Annotated in this window: 17 protein-coding genes; 8 read left to right on the top strand and 9 right to left on the bottom strand. The window is 65.3% G+C overall.

What is annotated here, in order from left to right:
* Positions 1–28 precede the first annotated feature (28 nt).
* The gene (locus HU729_RS13585) at positions 29–1,135 is read right to left on the bottom strand and encodes an alkene reductase (protein WP_186710500.1); all 1,107 of its coding nucleotides are present in this window, start codon (positions 1,133–1,135) and stop codon (positions 29–31) included.
* Between the two features lie 206 nt (positions 1,136–1,341).
* On the opposite strand from HU729_RS13585, the gene HU729_RS13580 reads away from it, so the two are divergent.
* Positions 1,342–2,553, top strand: a complete 1,212-nt coding sequence (locus tag HU729_RS13580) for a hypothetical protein (protein ID WP_186710498.1) — start codon at positions 1,342–1,344, stop codon at positions 2,551–2,553.
* 58 nt (positions 2,554–2,611) lie between these two features.
* Here HU729_RS13580 and HU729_RS13575 read toward each other — a convergent pair whose 3' ends face one another.
* Positions 2,612–3,619, bottom strand: a complete 1,008-nt coding sequence (locus tag HU729_RS13575; RefSeq protein WP_186710496.1) for an aldo/keto reductase — start codon at positions 3,617–3,619, stop codon at positions 2,612–2,614.
* Here HU729_RS13575 and HU729_RS13570 point away from each other — a divergent pair.
* From HU729_RS13570 to HU729_RS13560, 3 genes are read left to right on the top strand one after another with little or no spacing between them, the layout of a single operon-like run.
* Positions 3,618–3,917, top strand: coding sequence for a hypothetical protein (locus tag HU729_RS13570; RefSeq protein ID WP_186664526.1), 300 nt, complete (start codon positions 3,618–3,620; stop codon positions 3,915–3,917). The two genes, HU729_RS13575 and HU729_RS13570, sit on opposite strands and share 2 nt — an antisense overlap.
* Complete coding sequence (locus HU729_RS13565; protein ID WP_186664528.1) at positions 3,914–4,384, top strand: YbjN domain-containing protein; 471 nt, start codon at positions 3,914–3,916, stop codon at positions 4,382–4,384. Before HU729_RS13570 ends, HU729_RS13565 begins: the two co-directional genes overlap by 4 nt.
* The gene (locus HU729_RS13560) at positions 4,381–5,316 is read left to right on the top strand and encodes a peptidylprolyl isomerase (RefSeq protein WP_186710494.1); all 936 of its coding nucleotides are present in this window, start codon (positions 4,381–4,383) and stop codon (positions 5,314–5,316) included. Before HU729_RS13565 ends, HU729_RS13560 begins: the two co-directional genes overlap by 4 nt.
* A 44-nt stretch (positions 5,317–5,360) precedes the next feature.
* Here the strand turns inward: HU729_RS13560 and alkB are convergent, their stop codons facing one another.
* From alkB to HU729_RS13535, 5 genes are all read right to left on the bottom strand, one after another.
* Positions 5,361–6,005 carry a DNA oxidative demethylase AlkB gene (gene alkB / locus HU729_RS13555; protein WP_186664532.1) on the bottom strand — a complete coding sequence of 215 codons (645 nt, stop codon included), beginning with the start codon at positions 6,003–6,005 and terminating at the stop codon, positions 5,361–5,363.
* Between the two features lie 147 nt (positions 6,006–6,152).
* Entirely contained in the window at positions 6,153–7,598 is a 1,446-nt protein-coding gene (locus HU729_RS13550) for a curlin (RefSeq protein ID WP_186664534.1), read from the bottom strand.
* Between the two features lie 16 nt (positions 7,599–7,614).
* Entirely contained in the window at positions 7,615–8,085 is a 471-nt protein-coding gene (locus tag HU729_RS13545) for a curlin (RefSeq protein WP_186710492.1), read from the bottom strand.
* Between the two features lie 16 nt (positions 8,086–8,101).
* Complete coding sequence (locus tag HU729_RS13540; protein WP_186710490.1) at positions 8,102–10,336, bottom strand: Ig-like domain-containing protein; 2,235 nt, start codon at positions 10,334–10,336, stop codon at positions 8,102–8,104.
* Between the two features lie 32 nt (positions 10,337–10,368).
* Positions 10,369–11,715 (bottom strand): hypothetical protein, encoded by a 1,347-nt coding sequence (locus tag HU729_RS13535; protein WP_186710488.1) that lies wholly within the window; start codon positions 11,713–11,715, stop codon positions 10,369–10,371.
* 297 nt (positions 11,716–12,012) lie between these two features.
* Here HU729_RS13535 and HU729_RS13530 point away from each other — a divergent pair, with 297 nt between their 5' ends.
* From HU729_RS13530 to HU729_RS13515, 4 genes are read left to right on the top strand one after another with little or no spacing between them, the layout of a single operon-like run.
* Positions 12,013–13,923, top strand: a complete 1,911-nt coding sequence (locus tag HU729_RS13530) for a sigma-54-dependent Fis family transcriptional regulator (RefSeq protein ID WP_186664542.1) — start codon at positions 12,013–12,015, stop codon at positions 13,921–13,923.
* Between the two features lie 3 nt (positions 13,924–13,926).
* Positions 13,927–15,660, top strand: coding sequence for an ABC transporter ATP-binding protein (locus HU729_RS13525; protein WP_186710486.1), 1,734 nt, complete (start codon positions 13,927–13,929; stop codon positions 15,658–15,660).
* Complete coding sequence (locus HU729_RS13520) at positions 15,650–16,327, top strand: S8 family serine peptidase (RefSeq protein WP_186664546.1); 678 nt, start codon at positions 15,650–15,652, stop codon at positions 16,325–16,327. The genes HU729_RS13525 and HU729_RS13520 overlap by 11 nt, the downstream gene beginning before the upstream one ends.
* Complete coding sequence (locus tag HU729_RS13515) at positions 16,281–17,621, top strand: tryptophan 7-halogenase (RefSeq protein ID WP_238343279.1); 1,341 nt, start codon at positions 16,281–16,283, stop codon at positions 17,619–17,621. The genes HU729_RS13520 and HU729_RS13515 overlap by 47 nt, the downstream gene beginning before the upstream one ends.
* Positions 17,622–17,677: 56 nt before the next feature.
* Here the strand turns inward: HU729_RS13515 and HU729_RS13510 are convergent, their stop codons facing one another.
* Together HU729_RS13510 and HU729_RS13505 are read right to left on the bottom strand one after the other, a co-directional pair.
* Positions 17,678–18,991, bottom strand: a complete 1,314-nt coding sequence (locus tag HU729_RS13510; protein ID WP_186710485.1) for a hypothetical protein — start codon at positions 18,989–18,991, stop codon at positions 17,678–17,680.
* Between the two features lie 83 nt (positions 18,992–19,074).
* Complete coding sequence (locus HU729_RS13505) at positions 19,075–20,568, bottom strand: aldehyde dehydrogenase family protein (RefSeq protein ID WP_186710482.1); 1,494 nt, start codon at positions 20,566–20,568, stop codon at positions 19,075–19,077.
* Positions 20,569–20,778 lie beyond the last annotated feature (210 nt).

Below are 20,778 nucleotides of genomic sequence, written 5' to 3'. Positions count from 1 at the left end.
CATGCCCGCGCCTGCAGAGGCTCTGATGTTACGCCCGGCGTAGCGCAGGGTAGTCCGTATAGCCTTCGGCACCGTTGGCGTAATCGAACTGCGCGCGGTGCTCGTTCAAAGGCGCTTGTTGCTGCAGGCGCTCCACAAGATCCGGGTTGGCGATATAGCTACGCCCGAACGCGACGGCATCGATCAGCCCCCGTGCAATCAGCGCCTCGGCTTTTTCCGGGGTGTAGCCGCCAGCCGCGACGATCACCCCTGGATACACCGCACGGATGGCTTCGCGGAATTCGTCACGCAGCGGTTTGCCGCCTGCCCAATCCGGCTCTGACAGGTGCAGATAAGCCAGGTTGCGCTTGGCCAGTTCGCCGATCAGGTACAACGCCGCGGCTTCCTGGTCTTCACCGTTGTCGACCCCATTGAACGGCCCCAGCGGGAAGATGCGGATCGCCACGCGATCGGCGCTCCAGGCGGCGATGGCGGCGTCTACCGCTTCCAGCACGATCCGCGCGCGATTCTCGACGCTGCCGCCATAGCGGTCCTCACGTACGTTAGCGCTGGGCGAGAGGAACTGGTGCAGCAGGTAACCGTGGGCGGCGTGCAGTTCGATCAGGTCGAAGCCTGCGTGCTGCGCATTGCGCGCGGCCTGGCCGAAGTCAGCGACGATGTCGGCGATTTCGGCTTCGCTCAAGGCCCGTGGTGCAGAGGTCTCGACGCGAATCACATTGCCCTGTGCGTCGCGCAGCGAGGTGCGAGCATCGGCAGGCAATGCCGAGGGCGCGACTGGCGCGGCCTGGCCGGGCTGTAGCGAGGTGTGGGAAATGCGTCCGGTGTGCCAGACCTGCACCGCGCTGTGGCCACCTGCTGCGTGGATGCCTTCGTTGACCAGGCGCCATCCGGCGATCTGCGCGTCGGTGTGGATACCTGGCGATCCCGAATAGCCTTTGGCCTGGAAGGAAATCTGCGTCGCTTCGCTGATGATCAGCCCGGCACTGGCACGCTGGCTGTAATACTCGGCCATCAGCGGCGTGGGCACATCGCCCGGCTCCAGGCTGCGCAGGCGTGTCAGGGGCGCCATGAAGACGCGGTTTGGCAGGGTAAGGGCGCCGACATGAACGGGGCGGAACAGGTGCTCGAGTGTCATTGAAGCCTCTGGGTGCGGTAAAGACGATGAGCAGCACCATACCGATCCCATTGGGGAAAGGGGGGACCGGTATCCCCGCTTGTCGCTCCCCAATGTCGCGTGGCAGAGCGTAAACATTGGCGCCCACCAGAGCGGCTCTCTGCCCCTTCTCGATGCCTTTGAGCTAGCAGAATTGCCAGTTTCGCACCCGTTGTGAGGTCCCTAGGATGTTCTCCAGTCAGCGAAATGACACCCAGCAGGAAACTCAGAGGCTCACCAAGATGACATCTGATCAAGCAGCGCGTCGATCCGCCGCACTCAAGTTTACGGTTACGGTAAGTGATGATCTTGAGTTAAATGCCGTGAAAATTCCCGCGGCCCCCAACAATGTGCTTGACCCTTTGAATGCGGCGAATGGTGCCGACGCTTTAGTCGAGTACGACATGCAACCCGAGGACAGCATTGTGCTGTTGTACAACGGCAGGTCATATCCGGCGCAAAACGGCAATACCTCGAACAGAGTCGTTTTCCGCATTCTCAGTGACCACATCATATCCAGTATCAACAGTACCGTTAGCGTCAGTTACCAAGTGACGCGGCGGGGCAAGACCCTAGGGTCTGCCGAGCTGCAACTGCAGGTGCTGAATCCGACTGCTGACAGGCTCCCTGTTCCGGCTATCGCAGAAGCCGTTGGCGGGAGGTTGGATGTTATCAATCTCAGAGCCGATGCAAACGTGTCTGTCGCCGCTTGGCCGCTGCAGACGCTGGGGCAATTGATCTATCTCAGGTACAGCGGAACCTACGCAAATGGCAGCCAATGGACTCAGCAAGTGTGGAACGGCAAACCACTTGACCAGCTGGGAGCTGTCAGAAGCACGATCGCCTTATCGACGCTTGGGGAATTGCTTGGCGGCAGCCGCATTACGCTGCGATTCGAAGTCTCCTTCGACCAGGGGCGCAGTCGCGTAGTGTTTCGTGAAAACGCTTATGAAATCATTCAGGGCCCCAGTGTGATCCGGGACGACTTCAGTAGTTACGCCTATAACCATGAAGTTCGGCCGGGTGGGGTACTACCCATGTTGGGAGGGAACATGTGCCGAGTGATCAGTGGCAAAAATATTATAATTCTGACAGCTCAGTCAGACTGGCCGCTTCTCAGAGGGAACTATCTGCGTATGAACGAGGCGACGGTCCGGTTCGAACTTAATGGCACTTTCAGGACTTTCCGCTGTAATTTTACGCTCGGTGTCCAGAACAGCACCACTGCGTACATCACCTACCTGAACGCGCAGGGGGCGACGATCGAAACCCGGACGGTGACCCTGGGTGCAAACGGACAGGATGAATACAGCTTCGCTTCCTCGGCTCGAGATATCAAAGTGATCCAGATCCAAGATACCGCCGGATTGAACTTGGATGACTTTGAAGTCAGCGCATAAAGGGCACCCCAACGGCAGCCGCCTGCCACATTCTTCACGGAGTGCCATTGCCTGACGTTCAGCGCGCCAAGCGCCCCGGGACGAAATGCGCCACGTCGTTGAACCCCGGTGTCGAGGCATGCCCCGGGGTTACCAGCGAGTCGATGAAGGCTTCGTCCTCGGCGGTGATGTTCACCTCCAGCGCTCCGGCGTAGGTTTCCCACTGCGCCTCGGTGCGCGGGCCGACGATGGCCGAACTGACCAGCTGGTTGTTGAGCACCCAGGCGATGGCGAACTCGACGATACCCACTCCCTTGGCGTCGGTGTAGGCGTGGATCTTCTGGGCGATGGCCAGCGACTCCTGACGCCACTCCACTTCCATGATCCGCTTGTCCTGGCGCCCGGCGCGGCTGCCGGCGTCAGGGGTCGAGCCTGGCGCGTACTTGCCGCTGAGCACGCCACGGGCCAGAGGGCTGAACGGCACCACGCCCAGCCCGTGGTAGGCCGCGGCGGTCAGTTGCTCGGGCTCGGCCTGGCGGTTGACGATGTTGTACAGCGGCTGGCTCACCACAGGCTTGGGCACCCCGAGGCGCTCGGCCAGGTTGCAGATCTCGGCGACGCGCCAGCCGCGGAAGTTGGACACGCCCCAATAGCGGATCTTGCCTTGCTGCAGCAGATCACCGATGGCACGCACGGTCTCCTCCAGCGGCACCTTGTGGTCTTCGCGGTGCAGGTAGTAGATGTCCAGGTAGTCGGTGTCCATGCGCGTCAGTGTTGCCTCCAGCGCATTGAACAGGTGCTTGCGTGACAGCCCGCTGCGGTTGGGCAGGCCGTCTGCCGGACCGTAGCCGGCCTTGGAGGCGACGATCCAGTCCTGGCGATGGCGTGCCACCGCTTCGCCGACGATCTCTTCGGAGCGCCCGGCGTTGTAGACATCGGCGGTATCGATGAAGTTGATGCCCTGGTCCCAGGCGCGGTCGATGATGCGCAGCGAAGCCTCGGTATCGGTCTGCTCGCCGAACATCATGCTGCCCAGGGTCAGGGCTGAGACTTGCAGGCCGGAGCGGCCGAGAGGGCGGTAGCGCATGCTGGAGGTCCTTGCGTCGAAGAAGATGGTTGGACCGTTTTACACACAAGCACCGGGCTTTGAAAGGGCGCAGGGTGGCGTTCGCCGCTATTTACCGTTGCCAGGCGAAGGGAATTTCTGGCCGAGCGCAATCCTTGTGCTACTACTTGATATCGACACGCGCGATTGCAGATGGACGGTCGCAGAGGCAGGGAGTTTCGCCAGCGCTGATGTCTTGCCAGCCCCCGCTACAGCCGTCTTCCTGCTGCACGTGAATGAATCCGAGCTGTTTCATCACCACAAGGAAGGCTACACATGACCGAAGTCACCCTGATCGAAACCGTGAGCGCCGATTCCCTGACCAAGCTGCTGCAGGACGCCGGCTGCCGGGTCAATCGTAGCGAGCAGAATGCCGTTGTGCAGCTGCTCAGCGCCAGCCAGGGCGTGGGTTACGCAGTACGGTTCGGTAATCGAGCCAATGGCCAGGAGGGCGAGTTCCTCGACTTTACCTTCAGTTGCGCGCTGCGCATCCAGGGCGAGCTGCCGGCCGGGCTGGCCGAGCGCTGGAACGCCAGCCGTCGTTTCGCCCGGCTGTCGGTGCAGGGCGAGTTCCTGGTGATGGAAAAAGACGTGGTGGTTGCCGATGGCGTCAGCGAGAAGCATCTGCTGGGCAGCCTGGTGCTGTGGGATCGCCTGCTGCAGGAGTTCATCGTCTACCTGCGCGACTATAGCCGCAATGTCGCCGACCAGACCGAACAGGCGACCAGCGCGGCGACTGCTTCGTGACCTCCCGCACCTTCTGGGCCGGCGCGGGTGCGCTGGCCCTCATTGCGGTGGCTGTCGCCCTGGTACTGCGTCCGGGGGAGGAGCCGGTGGCCGCAGCGCACCCGGCTGCGACCGAGGTCAAAGGGCCTGTGTTGGCCAGCCTGGGCGAGCAGAAGGTCGGCAGCGACGAACTGAAGACCTTGCTTGCGCAGTTGCCGGAGCCGACTCGCGAGCACCTGCGTGGCGATAGACCGGCACTGGAGGCGTGGATCCGCGCACGCCTGGCAGAAAAGGCGTTGTATCGCCAAGCCGAAGCCAAGGGCTGGCCACAGCGTCCGGACGTCGAGGCGCAGACTCGCGCCCTGAGCGAGCAGATCGTCTTGCGCGACTACCTCGCGTCGGTCACGCGAGTGCCTGACGACTACCCGAGCCAGGCCGAGCTCGAGCAGGCTTACCAAGCCAACAAGGACGAACTGCGCCTGCCGGTACGCTATCGCTTGAGCCAGATCTTCCTGCGGGTCGAAAAGCCCAAGGACGATGAGGCAGTGGTCAAGCAGGCCCAGGCCCTGGCCAAGCAGGCACGCGATGGCGATTTCGCCACGCTCGCCCGCGAGCACTCCCAGGACACCGGCACTGCTGCCCAGGGCGGCGACACCGGGCTGCAGGCGCTCGACCAGTTGCTACCTGAAGTGCGCGAGGTGGTGACTCGGCTCAAGGTCGATGGTGTAAGTGAACCGGTGCGCAGTGCCGCAGGTCTGCACATCATCAAGTTGGTCGAACAGCAACCGGCGCGGGCGGCAACCCTGGAGGAGGTGACACCGCAACTGACCCAACTGCTCAGGGCACAACGTCAGGAGCAACTGGTGCGCAATTACGTCAACGGCATGTTCGATTCGGCGACCTTGAGTATCGACGGGGCGGCATTGAATCAGGTGCTGGAGGCCAGTCGCTGATGCTGCTGGAGTGAGTGTGCCGAACCTGCATTCGGTACGCTCGCTCAACCCGCCTTGCGCAGGGTCAGGTTGATCCGCCGTTCCCCCATTCGCTCATGCTTGCCCGGTTTGATCGGCAGCACGCCATGAAAGCGCAAGCGATCCTCGCCACCCCATACCATGACATCGCCATGACTGAGCGGCACATGCCGCGGTCGGTCGCTGCGCTGCATGCCGCCGAGCAGAAAGACCGCGGGCAGCCCCAGCGAAATCGACACGATCGGCTGGCTGAAATCCTGCTCGTTGCGATCCTGGTGCAAGCTCAGGCGTGTACCGGGCAGGTAGTGGTTGACCAGGCAGGCATCCGGCACGAACCCTTCGAAGCCAGCTTGGGAAGCGGCTCGCGCAGCCAGCGTCAACAGCACCTCGGGCAGCGCCGGCCAGGGCTTGCCGCTCAGCGGATCCAGCGGGCTGTAGCGGTAACCACGCGCGTCGCTGACCCAGCCCAGGCTGCCGCAATTGCTCAGCGCGACGGCCATGTGCAGCCCTCCGGGGGTCTGCATGTGTCGGAACGGCGCCGCGCGCAACACCGGGCGCAGGGCATCGAGCAGGGCTTCGACCTCGGGCAGGGCAAAGCCTGGCAACAGCATGACCTGGCTGGCCAGAGATTGCGGTTGAGAACCGAAAAGGTCGAGGTCGGACTGGATCATGGGGAGCACTGGCGTGGGTAAGCCTGGATTGTATCGCTGTTGGCTCGGCCAGCCCATGCCGAATGATCGGTGGGCTACGACATCCCGGGATCGAAAAAGGAACCGCGGCGCCCGGGAGCGGGGCGCCACGGTCCAAGGGGGGAGCGGTTATTGCTGGGTCACGGTCGCACTGTTGGCGTTGCCGATCTGGTTGATGGTGGCGTTCATGTTGGCCCCGCTCTGGTCGACGAACGCCTGGTTGCCGTTGCCACCCTGGGTCACATACGCGACGTTGACGCCGTCGGTCTGCTTGATGCTCGCCTGGTTGCCGCTGCCATACAGCTGGTAGGTGTAGCTCTGGTTGCCGCTGCCCGATTGCTCGAGGGTGATGCTGCCGCCATTGCCCGCGGCCAGGCCCTCGGCATAGTTGGCGGTGCCGCGTTGGTCGGCGATCAGCAGGTTGTCGCTGCCGTTCTGTTCGAAATACAGCTCGTTGTTGCTGTCGGCCTGGTGGGTCTGCATCTGGTTGCGGTTGCCGTTCTGGTTCAGGCGCGCCAGCTGGTTGGCACCTTCCTGCGTGAAGTTGACGGTGTTCATCACCCCTTGCTGGTTGATCTCGGCGCGCTGGCTGCTACCGAACTGCCCGCCGGACTTCTCGCCCTTCCAGTTGCTGGCCATGACCTTGTTGCCGACGCCATTGGTCTGGATGCTCAGGTTGTGGTTGTCGCCGGTCTGGTAGGTGAAGTGCAGGTTGGCATTGCCGGTCTGGCTGATACTGGTCACCGACTGGGTGGTTTCGAACTGATCGGACCAGCTGGCGTTGCCCCGACCGCTCTGGCTCAACATGGCGAGGTTATCCTGGCCGAAGCTCTGGTCGATGTAGCCTTCGTTGAGCTGGCCGTTCTGCAGCACGCTGGCCTGGCTGTGGGCCTGGTTGTCTTGCCAGACTTCCACCGAGTGGCCGGTGCCCGTCTGGCTGATGCCGATGGTGCCGCCCTGGCCGTCGCGCTGGTCGCCGTACGCCCAGTTCTGCTTGCCCTCCTGGTAGATGGCAATGTTGCCGTTCTCATGGGTCATGTGTTCGGCGGCGGCCTGGTTGTCGCTGCCGCCCTGCATGATCAGGCTCTGGTTGTTGGTGCCGCCGAACAGTTGCTCGACGGTGGCTTCGTTGCGTTCGCCCCACTGCATCGTGGTGGCCTGACTGCCGAGCTGGGTGTCCTGCCAGATGATCGAGCGGTTGCCCGTCCCCTGTTGGGTCTGTAGCGCCTGGTTGTTCTCGCCGACCGACTGGCTGGCGAAACTGTCGTTGAGGCTGCCGCCGGACTGCTGGGTGATCTGGCTGCCGTTCTCGAACAACTGCTCGGCGTAGCCTGCGTTGAACGAGCCGGTGGCGCTTTGCTGGACATGGCTGGTGCTGGTGTCCTGGATCGCCAGGTGGTTGTGGTCGTGCCCGGCCTGGTTCTGCGTCACCGAGGCGAAGGGCGCGAAGGTCTGCAGGACTTCGGCGATGTTCTGCGCGCCTTGCTGGGTCTGGGTCGAGGTGCTGTCGTCGGCCATGACCTGGCCGACCAGGGCCAGGGTAATGGCAGCGCTCAAGGGTGCGAGCTTGTACATGGTGGTGCCTCCAGGTCTATCGGTATTGGGTGATCTGTACGTGCTGGCCGTTGCCGGCCTGGGTCACGGCACTGTTGAGCCCCGAGCCGTTCTGCTGGATCAGGGCACTGTTGTCGTTGCCGATCTGCTCGATCTGCGCACTGTTGTGGCTACCGCTCTGGCGGATCGAGGCGCTGTTGCCTTGGCCCTGCTGGCTGATCGTGGCCATCAGGTCACTGCCTTCCTGCAGGATGAACGCCTCCTGTGCGCCGCCAGCCTGGACGATACGACCCAGCAGGGCCTGGCCGTCCTGGCCGAGCAGGGCGCGGTTGCCCGTACCCTGCTGCTCGATCGAGGCCACCTGGCCGGCGCCTGCCGGCAGTACGCGAACGATCACGGGCTCGCCGAGGTCGTTGCCAGCGACCAGGTCGGCGTTGTCCATCAGGTCGTCGGCCCAGGTGAGCGGGGTGACCAGGGTCAGGCCGAGCAGCAGGGGGTGCAGGTGCATGGCGTTCTCCTTCGCGCTACTGCACGGTGACTGGCACGGTGCGCACGGTGCCTTGGCTGCTGCGGATGGTCGCCGTCGGGTTGGCCGTCGGGATCACCGTGGTGCTGTTGCTCACGGCCAGGCGCCAGCGTCCGGTCACCGGCACCGTGGTGCTGCCCAGTGTCACCAGGCCGTCCGGGGTGGTCACCTGTACCGTGATGGTGTTGCCGGTGGTCACCGAAGAGGTGCCGCTGATGTCCCAGTTGAAGCGATTGTTGGAACGCGCCGTGACGGTCGCCGCGGTGACGGCGAAGGTCTCCTGGGCGGGGCGCGGCGAAACCTGCAGCGTGACCGTGGCAGGGCTCGACAGTGCGCCGATGGCGTCACGCGCGACGTAGGTGAAGGTCGTGGTGAACGGTGCGCTGACGGTGGTTGGCGGCGTGTAGGTGATGACGCTGCCGTTGCTGCTGACGGTGCCGCGTCCGGCCGGAATGGGCTGGGTGACACTGGCGATGGCCAGCGGCAGGTTGCCTTCCGGATCGGTGTCGTTGGCCAGCACGTCGAGGGTCAGCGGCACACCCAAGGTGGCGGCGCTGTCGGCGACGGCGGTCGGTGGCTGGTTCGGGGCGACGTTGACCGTGACCGTGGCTGCTGTCGATTTCAGCCCCTTGGCGTCCTGGGCGCGGTAGCTGAAGGTGGCTACGAAGGCGTTGCTGGCACCGGGCGGTGGGGTGTAGGTCACGGCGGTGGTGCCGTTGAGCACCACCGAGCCAAGGCCGGTGCCTGGCTGGGTCAGGTCGGTGATGGTCAGTGGCAGGTTGCCGTCCGGGTCGCTGTCGTTGGCCAGCAGGTTCAGGGTGAGCGGTACGCCGACGCTGGTGCTGCCGTTGTCGGCCTGGGCCACGGGAGGCTGGTTCTCGGCGGCGACCGGCGCTGCCCCGACCACGGTCACCGGCTCGACGTCACTGCCGCCATGGGCGGACTTGACGGTGATGCTGGCAGGGGGCTGGGTCAGGTCGCTGACCGTAAGGCTCTGCAAGGTGCCGCTCTTGGACAGGCGGCCGAAGCCTTGGGCGACCAGGTCGGGGACCTGCACCTCGTCACTGGAGCTGGCTTCGATCAGCAGGCGCTTGTTGGCCCAGTCGTAGCGTGCCGTGCGCACCTTGACCACATCGGTGAGCTTGCTCGACAGCGCGGTCGGCCGGGTGGTGCCAGCGGTACTGCTGGCGGTGACCACCACCACAGGCGGTGGCGCGGCCTGGCTCAGTTGCTGGCTGAAGAACAACCCGTTGTTGTCCGGCGTCAGGCTGAACTGGCAGGGCGAAGGTGGCGTGCCGACCAGTGCCAGGCCATTGCGCAGGCAAAGGCTGGCGCTGTTTGGCGCCTTGGCGAACACTTCGACGCGGGTGCCGGCGCCATTGCGCTGGTAGGTGGCGCGTTGCAGTTCCACGGGGGTCTGCTGGCGTTGATCGAGCACCTTGCCGGAGACGGTGAAGGTGTTGGTCTGGATCGTGCCGGCCGGGCCCTGGATACGCACGAAGTTGGTGTTGAACGGGCTGCCGGTCACCGCTTCGACGCGATTGGGGTCGCCGATGAAGGTCTCGGTGGCACCGGTGTCCGGATTGACCTCGCTGTAGGGGCCACCGACGCCACGCAGGAATGGCCCGAGGTTGCCAGTGAGTGCGCCGCTGAAGTTGCCCGGTGCGCCGATGCCGATGTCGCGGGTGATGTTGATCGCACGCCGGCCCGCGGTGGTCACGTTGACCGTCTCGACCCCATAGGGGTGGGTGATGGTGTAGGTGCCGGTGCGCGGCACCGAGGCGCGGATGCGGATGCGGGCGAAGCTCTGCTGGTCGCCGTTCACCGGGTTCTCGGCCGCGAAGGCGGCTTCAAGGCCGGCGACATAGACTTCCAGCTCGTAGCCGCTGTTGCCCACCTGCGGAATGTCGGTTTCGGCGAGGAACCAGAACATCTCCGGTGGCCAGTTGTCCGGAAACACCAGGGGCAGGGCGTCGTCGTAGACGCCGGGTTCGGGCAGCAGGGTGCACATGTAGGCAGGTGCGCCCGGCGCGCCCGGTGCGCGGCTGCTGGTGGCGCGCGACTGGCACAGTTCCAGCGAGAGGTTGTCCGAGTCCTTGTACCACATGGGGTAACCCCCGGTGGCAAAGGTGTAGGGCCCGGGGTCGACCTCGGAGAGCGCGGCCCAGGCCGCACTGCTGAGCGTGAGGGTGAACCCGGCGGCGCACAGCGCCCGGCGTGGCCAAGTGTTCATGCTGCCTCCTTGAAGGCGGGGCTTCTGTCTGTTCATGGCACCAGCACCACGTCTTCGCTGTCGCTGCCGCCCTGGGCGCTGGTGACTTGCACCTTGGCCGGCGGGATTGGCGAGAGCCCGGTGGTCAGCGTCTTCACCGCACCGTTGCCCGACAGGCTACCGATCAGCGCGCCGTTGCCGGTGTGCGCGGTAAGGGCCGGCGGGGTGGTTTCGTCGCTGCTGCTGGCGACCAGCGTCAGTTGACCGCTGGCGAGGCTGTACTCGGCGCGGCTGATGGTGACCAGGTCGGTCAGGCTCATGGGCGCCGTGGTCGGTGTGCTGGTGGCGATTGCCAGGCTGTTGTCGGCGGTCACCTGCAGGGTCAGCGGCAGGCTCGGGTTGAGCGCCGACTGGGCGTACCAGGCGCCGGTGCCGTTGGCTTCGCCCAGTGCCAGTGTGGGCGTCTGGCTGCTCAGGGTGACGGTGGCCGGTGCTGGCGGGGCCATGACGAAGACATCCTGCTGGGCGCGCAGGTCGCCGTTCTCGGTGTGCCGTGAATAGGTGCTGCGCAGCGGGATCAGTGGAGTCAGGCGGTTGATCGTCGACAGCTTGCCGGACACGGCGAACAACTCGGTGCGCAGGTCGATGCCGTTGGGACCTTCGATACGCACGAAGTTGGTGTTGAACGGGCTGCCGGTGACCGGCTCTTCCAGGTTCGGGTCGCCGATGTAGCGTTCGCTCGCTCCGCTACCGGGATTGGTCTCGGTGTAGGGTCCGTTGACGCTGCGCAGGAACGGCCCGACATCGCCTTTGAGCGCGCCGCTGAAGTCGGCTGGCGAACCGATGCCGATGTCGCGGGTCATGTTGATCGCGCGGCGGCCGGCGGCCGGTACGTCGAAGACTTCGACGCCGTAGGGATGGGTGACCACGTAGGTGCCTGCAACCGGCACATCGACGCGGATGCGTACCCGGGCGAAGCTGACCTGATCGCCTTCGATCGGCTCCTCGGCGCTGAAGGCTGCCTCGATGGCCGTGCCGTAGCTCAGGTCGATGCCGCGCGCAGCGTCGACGATGGCCGCATCGGCGGTGAACCAGAAGGCTTCGTCAGGGAAGTTGCTGGGGAACTGGATGGGCTGGGTGTCATCGAAGACGCCCGGAGTCGGCAGCAACGTGCACATGTACGAAGGCGCTCCCGGCGCGCCGGCAACCCGTGAGCTGACGGCCTTGGACAGGCACAGGTCGAGGACTCGACCATGGCTGTCCTGATACCAGGCGGCGAAGTTGCCGTTGGCGAGGTTGTAGGGGCCGGTATCGACCGCGTACAGCGCAGCCTGGGCCGGTAGCTGGATCAGGCCGGCGAAGATCGCCATGGCCAGTGGGTGGGGCGTCGGTCGGTGCATGAGCAGATCCTCCTGCAAGCGGGCCCATGGTTTGGGGCGCCTGCACAGGGATCGGCAACAGTTGTGCCAGCTTGCTTGAAGTGTGCTGCAGGGCTTGTGGGGCGTGGCTTTGGCGGGTGAGCGCAAAAGTGAATGCCGGAGTATTCGATGGGCGGATAACCCCAGCTTTGGGGAATTGGGGAGGCCTGGGCAACCCCTGTGGCCTGGGTCGCTGCCATCCACAGCCGAACCCCGCTTTACGTATACGGCACGCTGACGCACACTGCGCAGAGTTCCGGGGTACAGCTGGAGTAAACGATGGCGCGACAATCACCCATAACAGACGCCCACGACCCGATGCAGCAATCCCGCCAGGTCCGCCTGCACCTGGCCAACGAGGGCAAGTTGCCTTCGGGCATGCTGCGCGAAGAGATCGATGCCTCATGGCGGCGCAGCCACGGCCATGGCCTGGACTGCCTGCAAGGCGAGCAGGTCGGCCTTGGCATCGAGCACGGTCAGAACCTGCAGACGCTGCTCGAACTCAACCGCACACTGATTGATGCCGTCACGCCCGAGCTCGACTACCTGGTCGAGCGTCAGGGCAAGGGCGCAATCATCATCCTCGGCGACGCCCAGGCCAATGTGCTGGCCATCGAAGGGCAGACCCATGTGCTCAACCGCAATGGCCTGCGCGACCTGCACCCCGGCAGTTGCTGGAGCGAGGCGCTGCGCGGCACCAATGCCATCGGCACCGCCGTGGTCGAAGGGCGGCCCACCCTGATCAACTGTGGCGAACACTACCTCGATCGCCTCAGCCCGTTCTCCTGCACTTCGGTCCCTCTGCGCGACCCTCGTGGCGAGGTGATCGGTGTACTCGACATTACCCGCGAAGGGGTGATGAGCCAGCCCCAGGACAGCCTCTCGACCCTGATGCTTGCCGCCGGCAACATCGAGAGTCGGCTGTTCGGCCTGTACCACCCCGAGCAGTGGGTGCTGGCGTTCCACAGTCGCCCCCAGTACCTGGGCAGTGCCTGGCATGGGTTACTGGCCCTGAGCCTTGATGGTGAGGTGATGGCGGCGAACGAAAATGCCTGCCAATTGCTCGGGCTGCCACGCCCTGGCTTGATCGGCCGCCGTTGCAGCGACTTGCTCGGCGAGCGTTCGCCGGCCTTTCTCAACCGCCTGTGGCAAGGCGGGATGAGCAGTGTGCAGACTGCCAAAGGGGAGTTCTTCGTTCGGGTGCTGCAATTGCCTCGGCATGGCAACCTGGGGGCGACCGTCGCGACAAAGCCTGTTGCTGCGCTCAAGTCGCCGGCGCTCGATGCGCTGGGCGCGGGCGATAGCCGTCTGGCGCGCGGTTTGCGCATGGCTCGCCAGGGCCTGGTCAACGGCCTGCCGGTGCTGCTGCTGGGGGAAACCGGGACGGGCAAGGAAGTGGTGGCGCGCGCTCTGCACCAGGCCAGCCCGCGTGCGGACAAAGCGTTCGTGGCCGTCAACTGCGCGGCGATTCCCGAAGGGCTGATCGAGTCCGAGCTGTTCGGCTACCGCGACGGCGCGTTTACCGGCTCGCGCCGCGGCGGCATGGTCGGTCGGCTGATGCAGGCCCATGGCGGTACCTTGTTCCTCGACGAAATCGGTGACATGCCACTGGCCCTGCAGGCGCGGCTGCTGCGCGTGCTGCAGGAGCGTCGCGTGGCGCCGCTCGGGGCTGGCGAGGAACAGGACATCGACGTGGCGATCATCTGTGCCACGCACCGCGATCTCAAGCGGCTGGTGGCCGAGCAGCACTTTCGCGAAGACCTGTACTACCGGGTCAACGGCGTATCCCTGCGCCTGCCGGCCTTGCGCGAGCGCGATGACCTCGGGGCCCTGATCGAAGGGGTGCTGGACAAGCTCGGTGCCCGAGGCGTCACCCTCGATCCGGCACTGGCCTGCCTGCTCGAAGGCTTCGACTGGCCGGGCAATATCCGCCAACTGGAAATGGTATTGCGCACCGCGCTGGCCATGCGCGAGGAGGGTGAGCAGATACTCGGGCTCGATCACCTGACCGATTGCCTGCTCGACGAGTTGTCCAGTGGCGCCCCTGTGGCCGGTAGCCTGCGCGAGAATGAACTGGAGTTGATCCGTGGCGCCCTGGCGCGTCACCAGAGCAATGTATCGGCCGCCGCCGAAGCGCTGGGCATCAGCCGCGCGACGCTGTACCGCAAACTCAAGCAGTTGCGCGGTTAGACCATGGGCGGAGTGTTCTCGCGCCTGATCGAGTCTGGCGACCCCGTGCTCATGCGCCAGGCCCTGGCCTGGCTGTATGGTTTCGTGCGGCCCCAGCGCCGGGCCATCGCCGTGCTGCTGGGGTTGTCGTTGCTCGCTTCGCTGCTGGCCCTGGCCCAGCCCTGGCTGATCAAGACCTTGATCGACGATGGCTTGCTCGCCCGCGATTACCAGACGCTCTGGCACATGGCAGCGTTCATGATCGGTGCCGGGGTGCTGGGGACCGTGCTGTCGGGGGTCAACCGCTACCTGCATACGCGTTTGTCAGGGCGCATCCTGTTCGCCTTGCGCGATGACCTCTACCGACACTTGCAGCAATTGTCGCCGACGTTCTACGGGCGCCGCCGCACGGGCGATATCCTTTCGCGCCTGGACGGCGATGTCGCCGAAATCCAGCGCTTTGCCGTGGATTCGCTGTTCGCGGCCGTCTCCAGCGTGATCGGCCTGCTGGGCGCGGTGGCCCTGATGCTGATGTTGTCGTGGCAACTGTCATTGTTGCTGGCCTTGCTCGTACCGATCGAAGTGCTGTGGCTGCGTTGGATGCGGCGCAAGGTCGAGCGCGAAGTGCGCAGCCTGCGTGAGCGCTCGGCGGACGTGTCGTCGTTCCTGGTCGAGACGCTGCCTGCGATGAAGTTCATCCAGGCCGCCGGCCAGCAGGGCCGTGAAGCGGGGCGCCTGGATCAGTTGGGGCAGGGCTACATGAAGCAACTGCTCAAGGTGCAGATCACCGAATTCTTCACCCAGGCCGTGCCCGGCACCCTGACTTCGTGGTGCCGCGCCTGTGCCTTTCTGGTGGGTGGCTGGTGGGTGATCCAGGGCACGTGGCAGTTGGGTGCGCTGATCGCCTTCTCCACCTACCTGGGCATGGCCGTTGGGCCGGTGCAGAGCTTGCTTGGCCTGTATGTCGCGGTGCAGCGGATGGCGGTGAGCCTGGGCCGGGTCATGGAGCTCAAGCGCGAACCGGTGGCGGTCAGCGAGCCGCAGGTGCCCAGGCCGATGCCCGAGGGGCCCGGTGAGCTGCGCCTGGAAGGCGTAGGCTTTGCCCACGAGGGCCGCCAAGGGGCGGTGCTCGATCAGGTCGATATCACCGTCGGCGGTGGGCTGAAGGTGGCCATCAGCGGCGCCTCCGGAGTGGGCAAGTCGACCCTGATCGACCTGCTGCAGCGTTTTTACGACCCGGATCATGGGCGCATCCTGCTCGACGGTGTCGACCTGCGCGAGCTCGAGCTGGCCGCCCTGCGCCGCCGCATCGCCGTGGTCAGCCAGGACATCGTGCTGTTTCGCGGCACCCTGGCCCAGAATCTCGCCTACAGCACACCTGATGCCAGCCGCTCCGCGCTGGAACAGGTGGTGCGCCTGACCCGTCTGGAGGGCTTGGTGCAAAGCCTGCCGATGGGGCTCGATGGCGCGCTCGGCGAGCGCGGCCAGCAGTTGTCCGGCGGGCAGAAACAACGTATCGCCATCGCCCGTGCCTTGCTGCAGGATCCAGCGATCCTGGTACTGGACGAAGCCACTTCGGCTGTGGACGAGGCGACCGAGCGCGAAGTGATTGCCGCCATCGATCAGTTGTTTGCCGGGCGCACGCGCATTCTCATCAGCCACAGGCCGTCGACCCTGGCCGATGCAGACCTGCATCTGCAACTGCAGGGCGGCCAGTTGCGGGTTCTGGAACGGGTGCACGCCGACCATGGTCGCTGAGCTGCGCTTGGGGGTGATCGACAGCGGCTGCACGTCGGCGCAAATGCCGACGGTGCTGGCCGCGCGGCGTTTCTGGCTGCAAGACGGACTGCTCCAGGAGGGCGAGGCGCAACCTGACGCCCTGGGCCATGGTCGTGCGGTCCTGGAGTGCCTGCGCGAGGGGGCCGGTGATACACCGGTGCTGCTGGCCCAAGTGTTCAGCGACCAACCGCGCACCAGCGCCCTGCAGGTGGCTGCCGCCTTGCTGTGGCTGGTGGAGCAGGGGGCGACCCTGGTCAATATGAGCCTGGGGCTGCAGCAGGACCGCCCAGTCCTGCGCCAGGCCTGCGCCGCCGCCCAGGCTGCCGGCGTCGTGTTGTGTGCGTCCAGCGCGGCCCGGGGGGCGCCGGTGTATCCGGCCAGCTATCCGAACGTGCTGCGCATCACCGGCGACGCCCGGTGCAGCGCAGGCCAGTGGTCATGGTTGGGCACGGCGCAGGCCGACTTCGGCGCGCCGGTGGGAGGAAATGCCCAGGCGGGGGCCAGCCTGGCTTGTGCCGCCTTGACCGGGCGAATGTGCGCAGTGCTGCGCGAGCATCCCGAGCTGCAACCTGCACAGCTACGTGCCTGGCTCCAGGCGCATGCGGCCTTCGTCGGGCCTGAGCGTCGAGGTGTCGATGAGCCGTGATCCGCACATCCTCGTGCTCGGTGCAGGCCCTGCCGGGGCGGCAACCGCCATAGGCCTGCGGCGCATGGGCTATACGGTCACGCTGGTGTCGGACTGGCGTCGTTTCGATGCCGTCGAAGGAGTGTCGCAGCGCGTGTTGGACGGCCTGCACCATGCAGGGCTTGGCTTGGCACTCGCAGTGGCGACGATCGCTGCCGCGCGTCAGGTGCAATGGAACGGCGAGCGGCTGCAGATGAATCAGGAGTTCCTGCTTGATCGGGCATGTTTCGATCGGGCGCTGCGCGAGGATCTGCTGCGCGCCGGGGTGAATCTCGTTCAGGGGCGTGTCCGCGAGCTGACGCAGGAGGGACGATACCGGGCGCGGCTCGACGACGGCCAGGTGCTGCAAGGCGATTTCCTGGTCGAAGCCCGTGGTCGCCAGGCCCCGCTGCCTGCCAGCCGCCTGCGCGGCCCGGAAACCGTCAGCCTGCTCAACCTCTGGCAATCGACGGCAGGCGGCACGCCGGCCTCTGCAGTGGAAAGCCTTGACGATGGCTGGGCATGGATGGCGCGTCTGGCAGACGGGCGCTGCTACTGGCAAATCACCCTTGATGCCAGCGTGGCCTCGCTGCCGGGCAAGGCGGCACTGGGTGAGTATTGCGCGACCCGGCGGCGGCAGTCGCCAGGGGTCGCGCAGTTGTTCGATGCACGCGCGCTAGAGCCCGCTCAGGTGCATGCCCGCAGCAGCACGGCGATTCTTGCCGGCGAGTGTGCCGGCGCGGACTGGCTGCGGGTGGGGGATGCGGCGATGGCCGTCGATCCGTTGTCGGGCAACGGGATCTTCCAGTCACTGTCGTCGGCCTTGCAGGCGCCGGTGGTGATCAACACCTTGCTGAGGCGGCCGGAGCGGGCGGCCTTGGCGCAGCGCTTCCACCAGCAACGGGTGGAGCAGTTGTTCCTGCGTTTTGCCCGTACGGGACGGGATTTCTACCGGCTGGAACAGCAGCATGCCGGCGCGGGGTTCTGGGGGCCACGTCAGCGGTGGCCTGATGACCAGGCCATGCACCAGGCCGCGCATTGGCAGACGGTTCGAGTCGAACGCAGGCCGGTGTTGCGCGAAGGCTGGGTGGACGAGGCCGAGGTAGTGGTAACGGCTGACCAGCCGCTGGGTGTATGGCACCTGCAGGGCATTGAACTGGCACCGGTGGTACGGGCCCTGCAGGCGGGTTCTGGCCTGGTCGAGGTGCTGGCGGACCAGCCTGAGCAAGCTCAAGCGATGGTGCGACGCTGGTTGCTGGAGCAGGGTTATCGCTGAGGGCCGCGTATTGCTTTTGCGAGTAGCCAAGCGCCTGCACGACGCTTGGCGAAGGCTCAGAAGAAAGTCCCGATCACCAGTTGCAGGTAGGTCCCGGTATCCCGGCTACCCAGCTGCATGCCGCCACTGTCGGCACTGCGCTCGGGTTTGTAGAAGCCCAGCACCGGGCTGATCAGCAGGTGATCGTTGACCATCCACTCCACATACAGGTCCAGCTCTCGTCCGCCGACATTTCCCTGGTCGGTGTCCAGCGTGTCGAAGTCGAAGTACAGCGCGCCAAGGGTCAGGTTGTCGCGAGGCTTGGCCTTCAAGCCCACATGGTGGACCTGGGTGTTGGTGTTGAAAGGGCCGGCATAATTGGCGGCGACCTCACCCTGGAACCAGGTGCCGTAACCCCGGCTGAGCCCGTAGAACAAGGGGTCGAAATCCTTGGAGAAGCGGCTGTAGCGGTAGGTGGCGGTGGGTGTCCATGGCAGTTGCGAAAAGGTCCAGCTGCCTTCCAGATACCAGGCGTTCTCACGTGTGCCTCGTTGGTCCTGGGTGACGTACTCGCCGGCCACCTCCAGGTCCTGGACACCGAGGTTGCCGCGTCCGCGCAGACTGACGGTGTCCATGCCATCGCGGTGCTCCAGGCCCATGATCTGGGCATAGCGACGGTCCACATCCAGGCCATGAATCCAGCTCAGGCCAAGGGTGCCTGCGTCGCCGACGTGCTCCAGATTGGCGACAGCCATGGCGCTGTCGGCCTGGTAGTGGTTGTCGGACTTGAGCCACATCAGGTCGCCACGCCAGCCCTGGCTGCCGCCCAGGCGCAGCACGGCGGTGCGGTCGAAGGCCTTGCGCGCCGCCAGGTAGTAGGCGCCGCCGCGGTTGAAATTGGCACCCAGGTCGACCTTGCCGAGGTTGACGGGGTCGCCCTGGATCAGGAAACCATCCCCCAAGGTGACCACCTGGCGGCCGCCGGAAATATCGATGCCGTCTTCACCCAGCAGCGGGAACAGCGTCCCCGAGCGCCAGCCAAGATAAGCATCCTCAATGGCCGTGCGGCGTTCGTCCCCCAGGGTCAGGCCCGCGGCATCGCCGTCACCCCAGGTGGCGGAGCTGAGCAGGCTGAAGGCGCCGTACAGTGAGCCGCTGTCGGCCAACGTCTGGCTCGCGCTCAGGCCATATTTGACGTAGCCCTCGCGCCAGTTGCTGCTGCCAGGCTTGCGGTTGCCGGCCTGGTTGAAGCTTTCGTCACTGTGAAAGATGCCGAACAAGGCCTCGAGGTTGGCGTTGAGGACAGTGCCATCCTGGTTGTAGAGCTCGTGGGCCTGGGTAAGGGGGGCGGCCAGCAGAAGGGCCAGCGTGCAGACGAGCGGATGCCTCATGGTGTGCTCCATGTTTTCTTGTTGTTTTCAGGAAGTCGGCCTCTTTGCCGGCAACGCTGCGAAGAGGCCGGCGCAGCTCAGGTTCAGAGCTTGATCAGTACCGACTTGAGCTCGGTGTAATAGTCGATCGCCGCAGCGCCCATCTCCCGGCCGACGCCCGATTGCTTGTAGCCACCGAAAGGCAGCGCAGGATCCAGCGCACTGTGGCAGTTGACCCAGACCGAACCGGACTTGATGCGCGGAATCATTCGATGCACGGCGCCCAGGTCGTTCGACCAGATGCTCGCGCCCAGCCCGTAAGGGTTGTCATTGGCCATGCGCACGACCTCGTCGATATCGTCGAAGGGCATCGCCACCAACACCGGGCCGAAGATCTCTTCCTGGACCAGGCGATGGCGCTGGTCGACATCGACGAGCACCGTCGGTTTGACGAAGTAGCCCGGCCCGTAGCTCTCACCGCCGCAGGCGATGGTCGCACCGAGCTCGCGGCCCAAGGCGATGTAGCTGCTGACCCGGTCCTGCTGCTTGGCGGAGATCAGCGGCCCCATCTGCACCGCCGGGTCCAGGCCGCTGCCGAGTTTCATGCCGTTGGCGATGCCGGCGATGTCGGCCACCACATTGTCGAAATGCTTGCGGTGCACATACAAGCGCGATCCTGCACAGCACACCTGGCCCTGGTTGAAGAAGATCGCCGTGGCCGCACCGGCGGCGGCTTCCTGCAGGTTGGCGTCGGGCATGACGATGGTCGGCGACTTGCCGCCCAGCTCGAGGGTGACGCGGGTCATGTTGTCCATCGCGGCCTTGCCGATCAGCTTGCCGACTTCGGTCGAGCCGGTGAAGGTGAGCTTGTCCACGCCCGGATGGCGGCTGAGAGCGGCGCCAGCGTTGAGCCCGGTGCCTGTGACCACGTTGAACACGCCAGCCGGGTAACCGGCTTCATCGACCAGCTCGGCGAGCTTGAGCGCCGTCAGTGGGGTTTCGTCGGCAGGCTTGAGCACCATGGTGCAGCCGGTGGCCAGCGCCGGGCCGAGTTTCCAGCAGGCCAGCAGCAGGGGGAAGTTCCAGGCGACGATGGCTCCGACCACGCCGACCGCTTCGCGGCGAATGAAACCGTGGAACTGTTCGTCGGGCATCAGCGGCATCGAAGCCTCGACGGTGCTGCCCTCGATCTTGGTGGCCCAGCCGGCCATGTAGCGCAGGAAGTCGATGGCCAGTTGCACGTCCATGACCTGGGCGACGTTGGCGCTCTTGCCATTGTTCAGGCATTCGAGCTCGGCCAGTTCGCGGGCATCGCGCGCCATCAGGTCGGCCAGGCGCCACAGCAGGTTCTGCCGCTCGCGAGGGCGCATCCGGCTCCAGGGCGAGTCGTCGAAGGCCTGGCGGGCTGCGCGCACGGCACGGTCGACGTCCTCGGTGTCGGCCGAAGGGACCTCGCCGAGAATCTCGCCGGTGGCCGGATTGCGGAAACTCAAGGTGCGGCCACTGGCGGCGTCCTGCCAGTCGGCGCCGATGCGCATCTTCAGCTTGCGCGCGAGGAACGCCTGGGTGGCGGGCAGGATGGGCAGGTCGGAAAGCATGGGGCGGTGCCTCTTGTCATTGGAGTGTGGCAAGGGCGGCGCAATGGCCGTGCCAAGGTGGCCTGGCGGATTTAAGTCATTGATCAGGTTGATTTTTGTGTTGGTGTACAGGATGAATTGCGGGGCTGTGCTGTTGCACATTGAGACGGTGTGAGACGGTGGTGAAACAGGTAGACCGCGCTGGCCTTTTCGCGGGCAAGCCCGCTCCTA

This window comes from Pseudomonas sp. RW10S2, from assembly GCF_014268985.1.
Classification (GTDB): domain Bacteria; phylum Pseudomonadota; class Gammaproteobacteria; order Pseudomonadales; family Pseudomonadaceae; genus Aquipseudomonas; species Aquipseudomonas wayambapalatensis.
This window is presented reverse-complemented; position numbering and strand designations above follow the sequence as displayed.

Bases quoted from the DNA above. Each gene is read 5' to 3' on its own strand.
- HU729_RS13585 (WP_186710500.1), bottom strand. From the start codon at position 1,135: ATGACACTCGAGCACCTGTTCCGCCCCGTTCATGTCGGCGCCCTTACC.
- HU729_RS13580 (WP_186710498.1), top strand. From the start codon at position 1,342: ATGTTCTCCAGTCAGCGAAATGACACCCAGCAGGAAACTCAGAGGCTC.
- HU729_RS13570 (WP_186664526.1), top strand. From the start codon at position 3,618: ATGCTGGAGGTCCTTGCGTCGAAGAAGATGGTTGGACCGTTTTACACA.
- HU729_RS13575 (WP_186710496.1), bottom strand. From the start codon at position 3,619: ATGCGCTACCGCCCTCTCGGCCGCTCCGGCCTGCAAGTCTCAGCCCTG.
- HU729_RS13565 (WP_186664528.1), top strand. From the start codon at position 3,914: ATGACCGAAGTCACCCTGATCGAAACCGTGAGCGCCGATTCCCTGACC.
- alkB (WP_186664532.1), bottom strand. From the start codon at position 6,005: ATGATCCAGTCCGACCTCGACCTTTTCGGTTCTCAACCGCAATCTCTG.
- HU729_RS13550 (WP_186664534.1), bottom strand. From the start codon at position 7,598: ATGTACAAGCTCGCACCCTTGAGCGCTGCCATTACCCTGGCCCTGGTC.
- HU729_RS13545 (WP_186710492.1), bottom strand. From the start codon at position 8,085: ATGCACCTGCACCCCCTGCTGCTCGGCCTGACCCTGGTCACCCCGCTC.
- HU729_RS13540 (WP_186710490.1), bottom strand. From the start codon at position 10,336: ATGAACACTTGGCCACGCCGGGCGCTGTGCGCCGCCGGGTTCACCCTC.
- HU729_RS13535 (WP_186710488.1), bottom strand. From the start codon at position 11,715: ATGCACCGACCGACGCCCCACCCACTGGCCATGGCGATCTTCGCCGGC.
- HU729_RS13530 (WP_186664542.1), top strand. From the start codon at position 12,013: ATGGCGCGACAATCACCCATAACAGACGCCCACGACCCGATGCAGCAA.
- HU729_RS13525 (WP_186710486.1), top strand. From the start codon at position 13,927: ATGGGCGGAGTGTTCTCGCGCCTGATCGAGTCTGGCGACCCCGTGCTC.
- HU729_RS13520 (WP_186664546.1), top strand. From the start codon at position 15,650: ATGGTCGCTGAGCTGCGCTTGGGGGTGATCGACAGCGGCTGCACGTCG.
- HU729_RS13515 (WP_238343279.1), top strand. From the start codon at position 16,281: ATGCGGCCTTCGTCGGGCCTGAGCGTCGAGGTGTCGATGAGCCGTGAT.
- HU729_RS13510 (WP_186710485.1), bottom strand. From the start codon at position 18,991: ATGAGGCATCCGCTCGTCTGCACGCTGGCCCTTCTGCTGGCCGCCCCC.
- HU729_RS13505 (WP_186710482.1), bottom strand. From the start codon at position 20,568: ATGCTTTCCGACCTGCCCATCCTGCCCGCCACCCAGGCGTTCCTCGCG.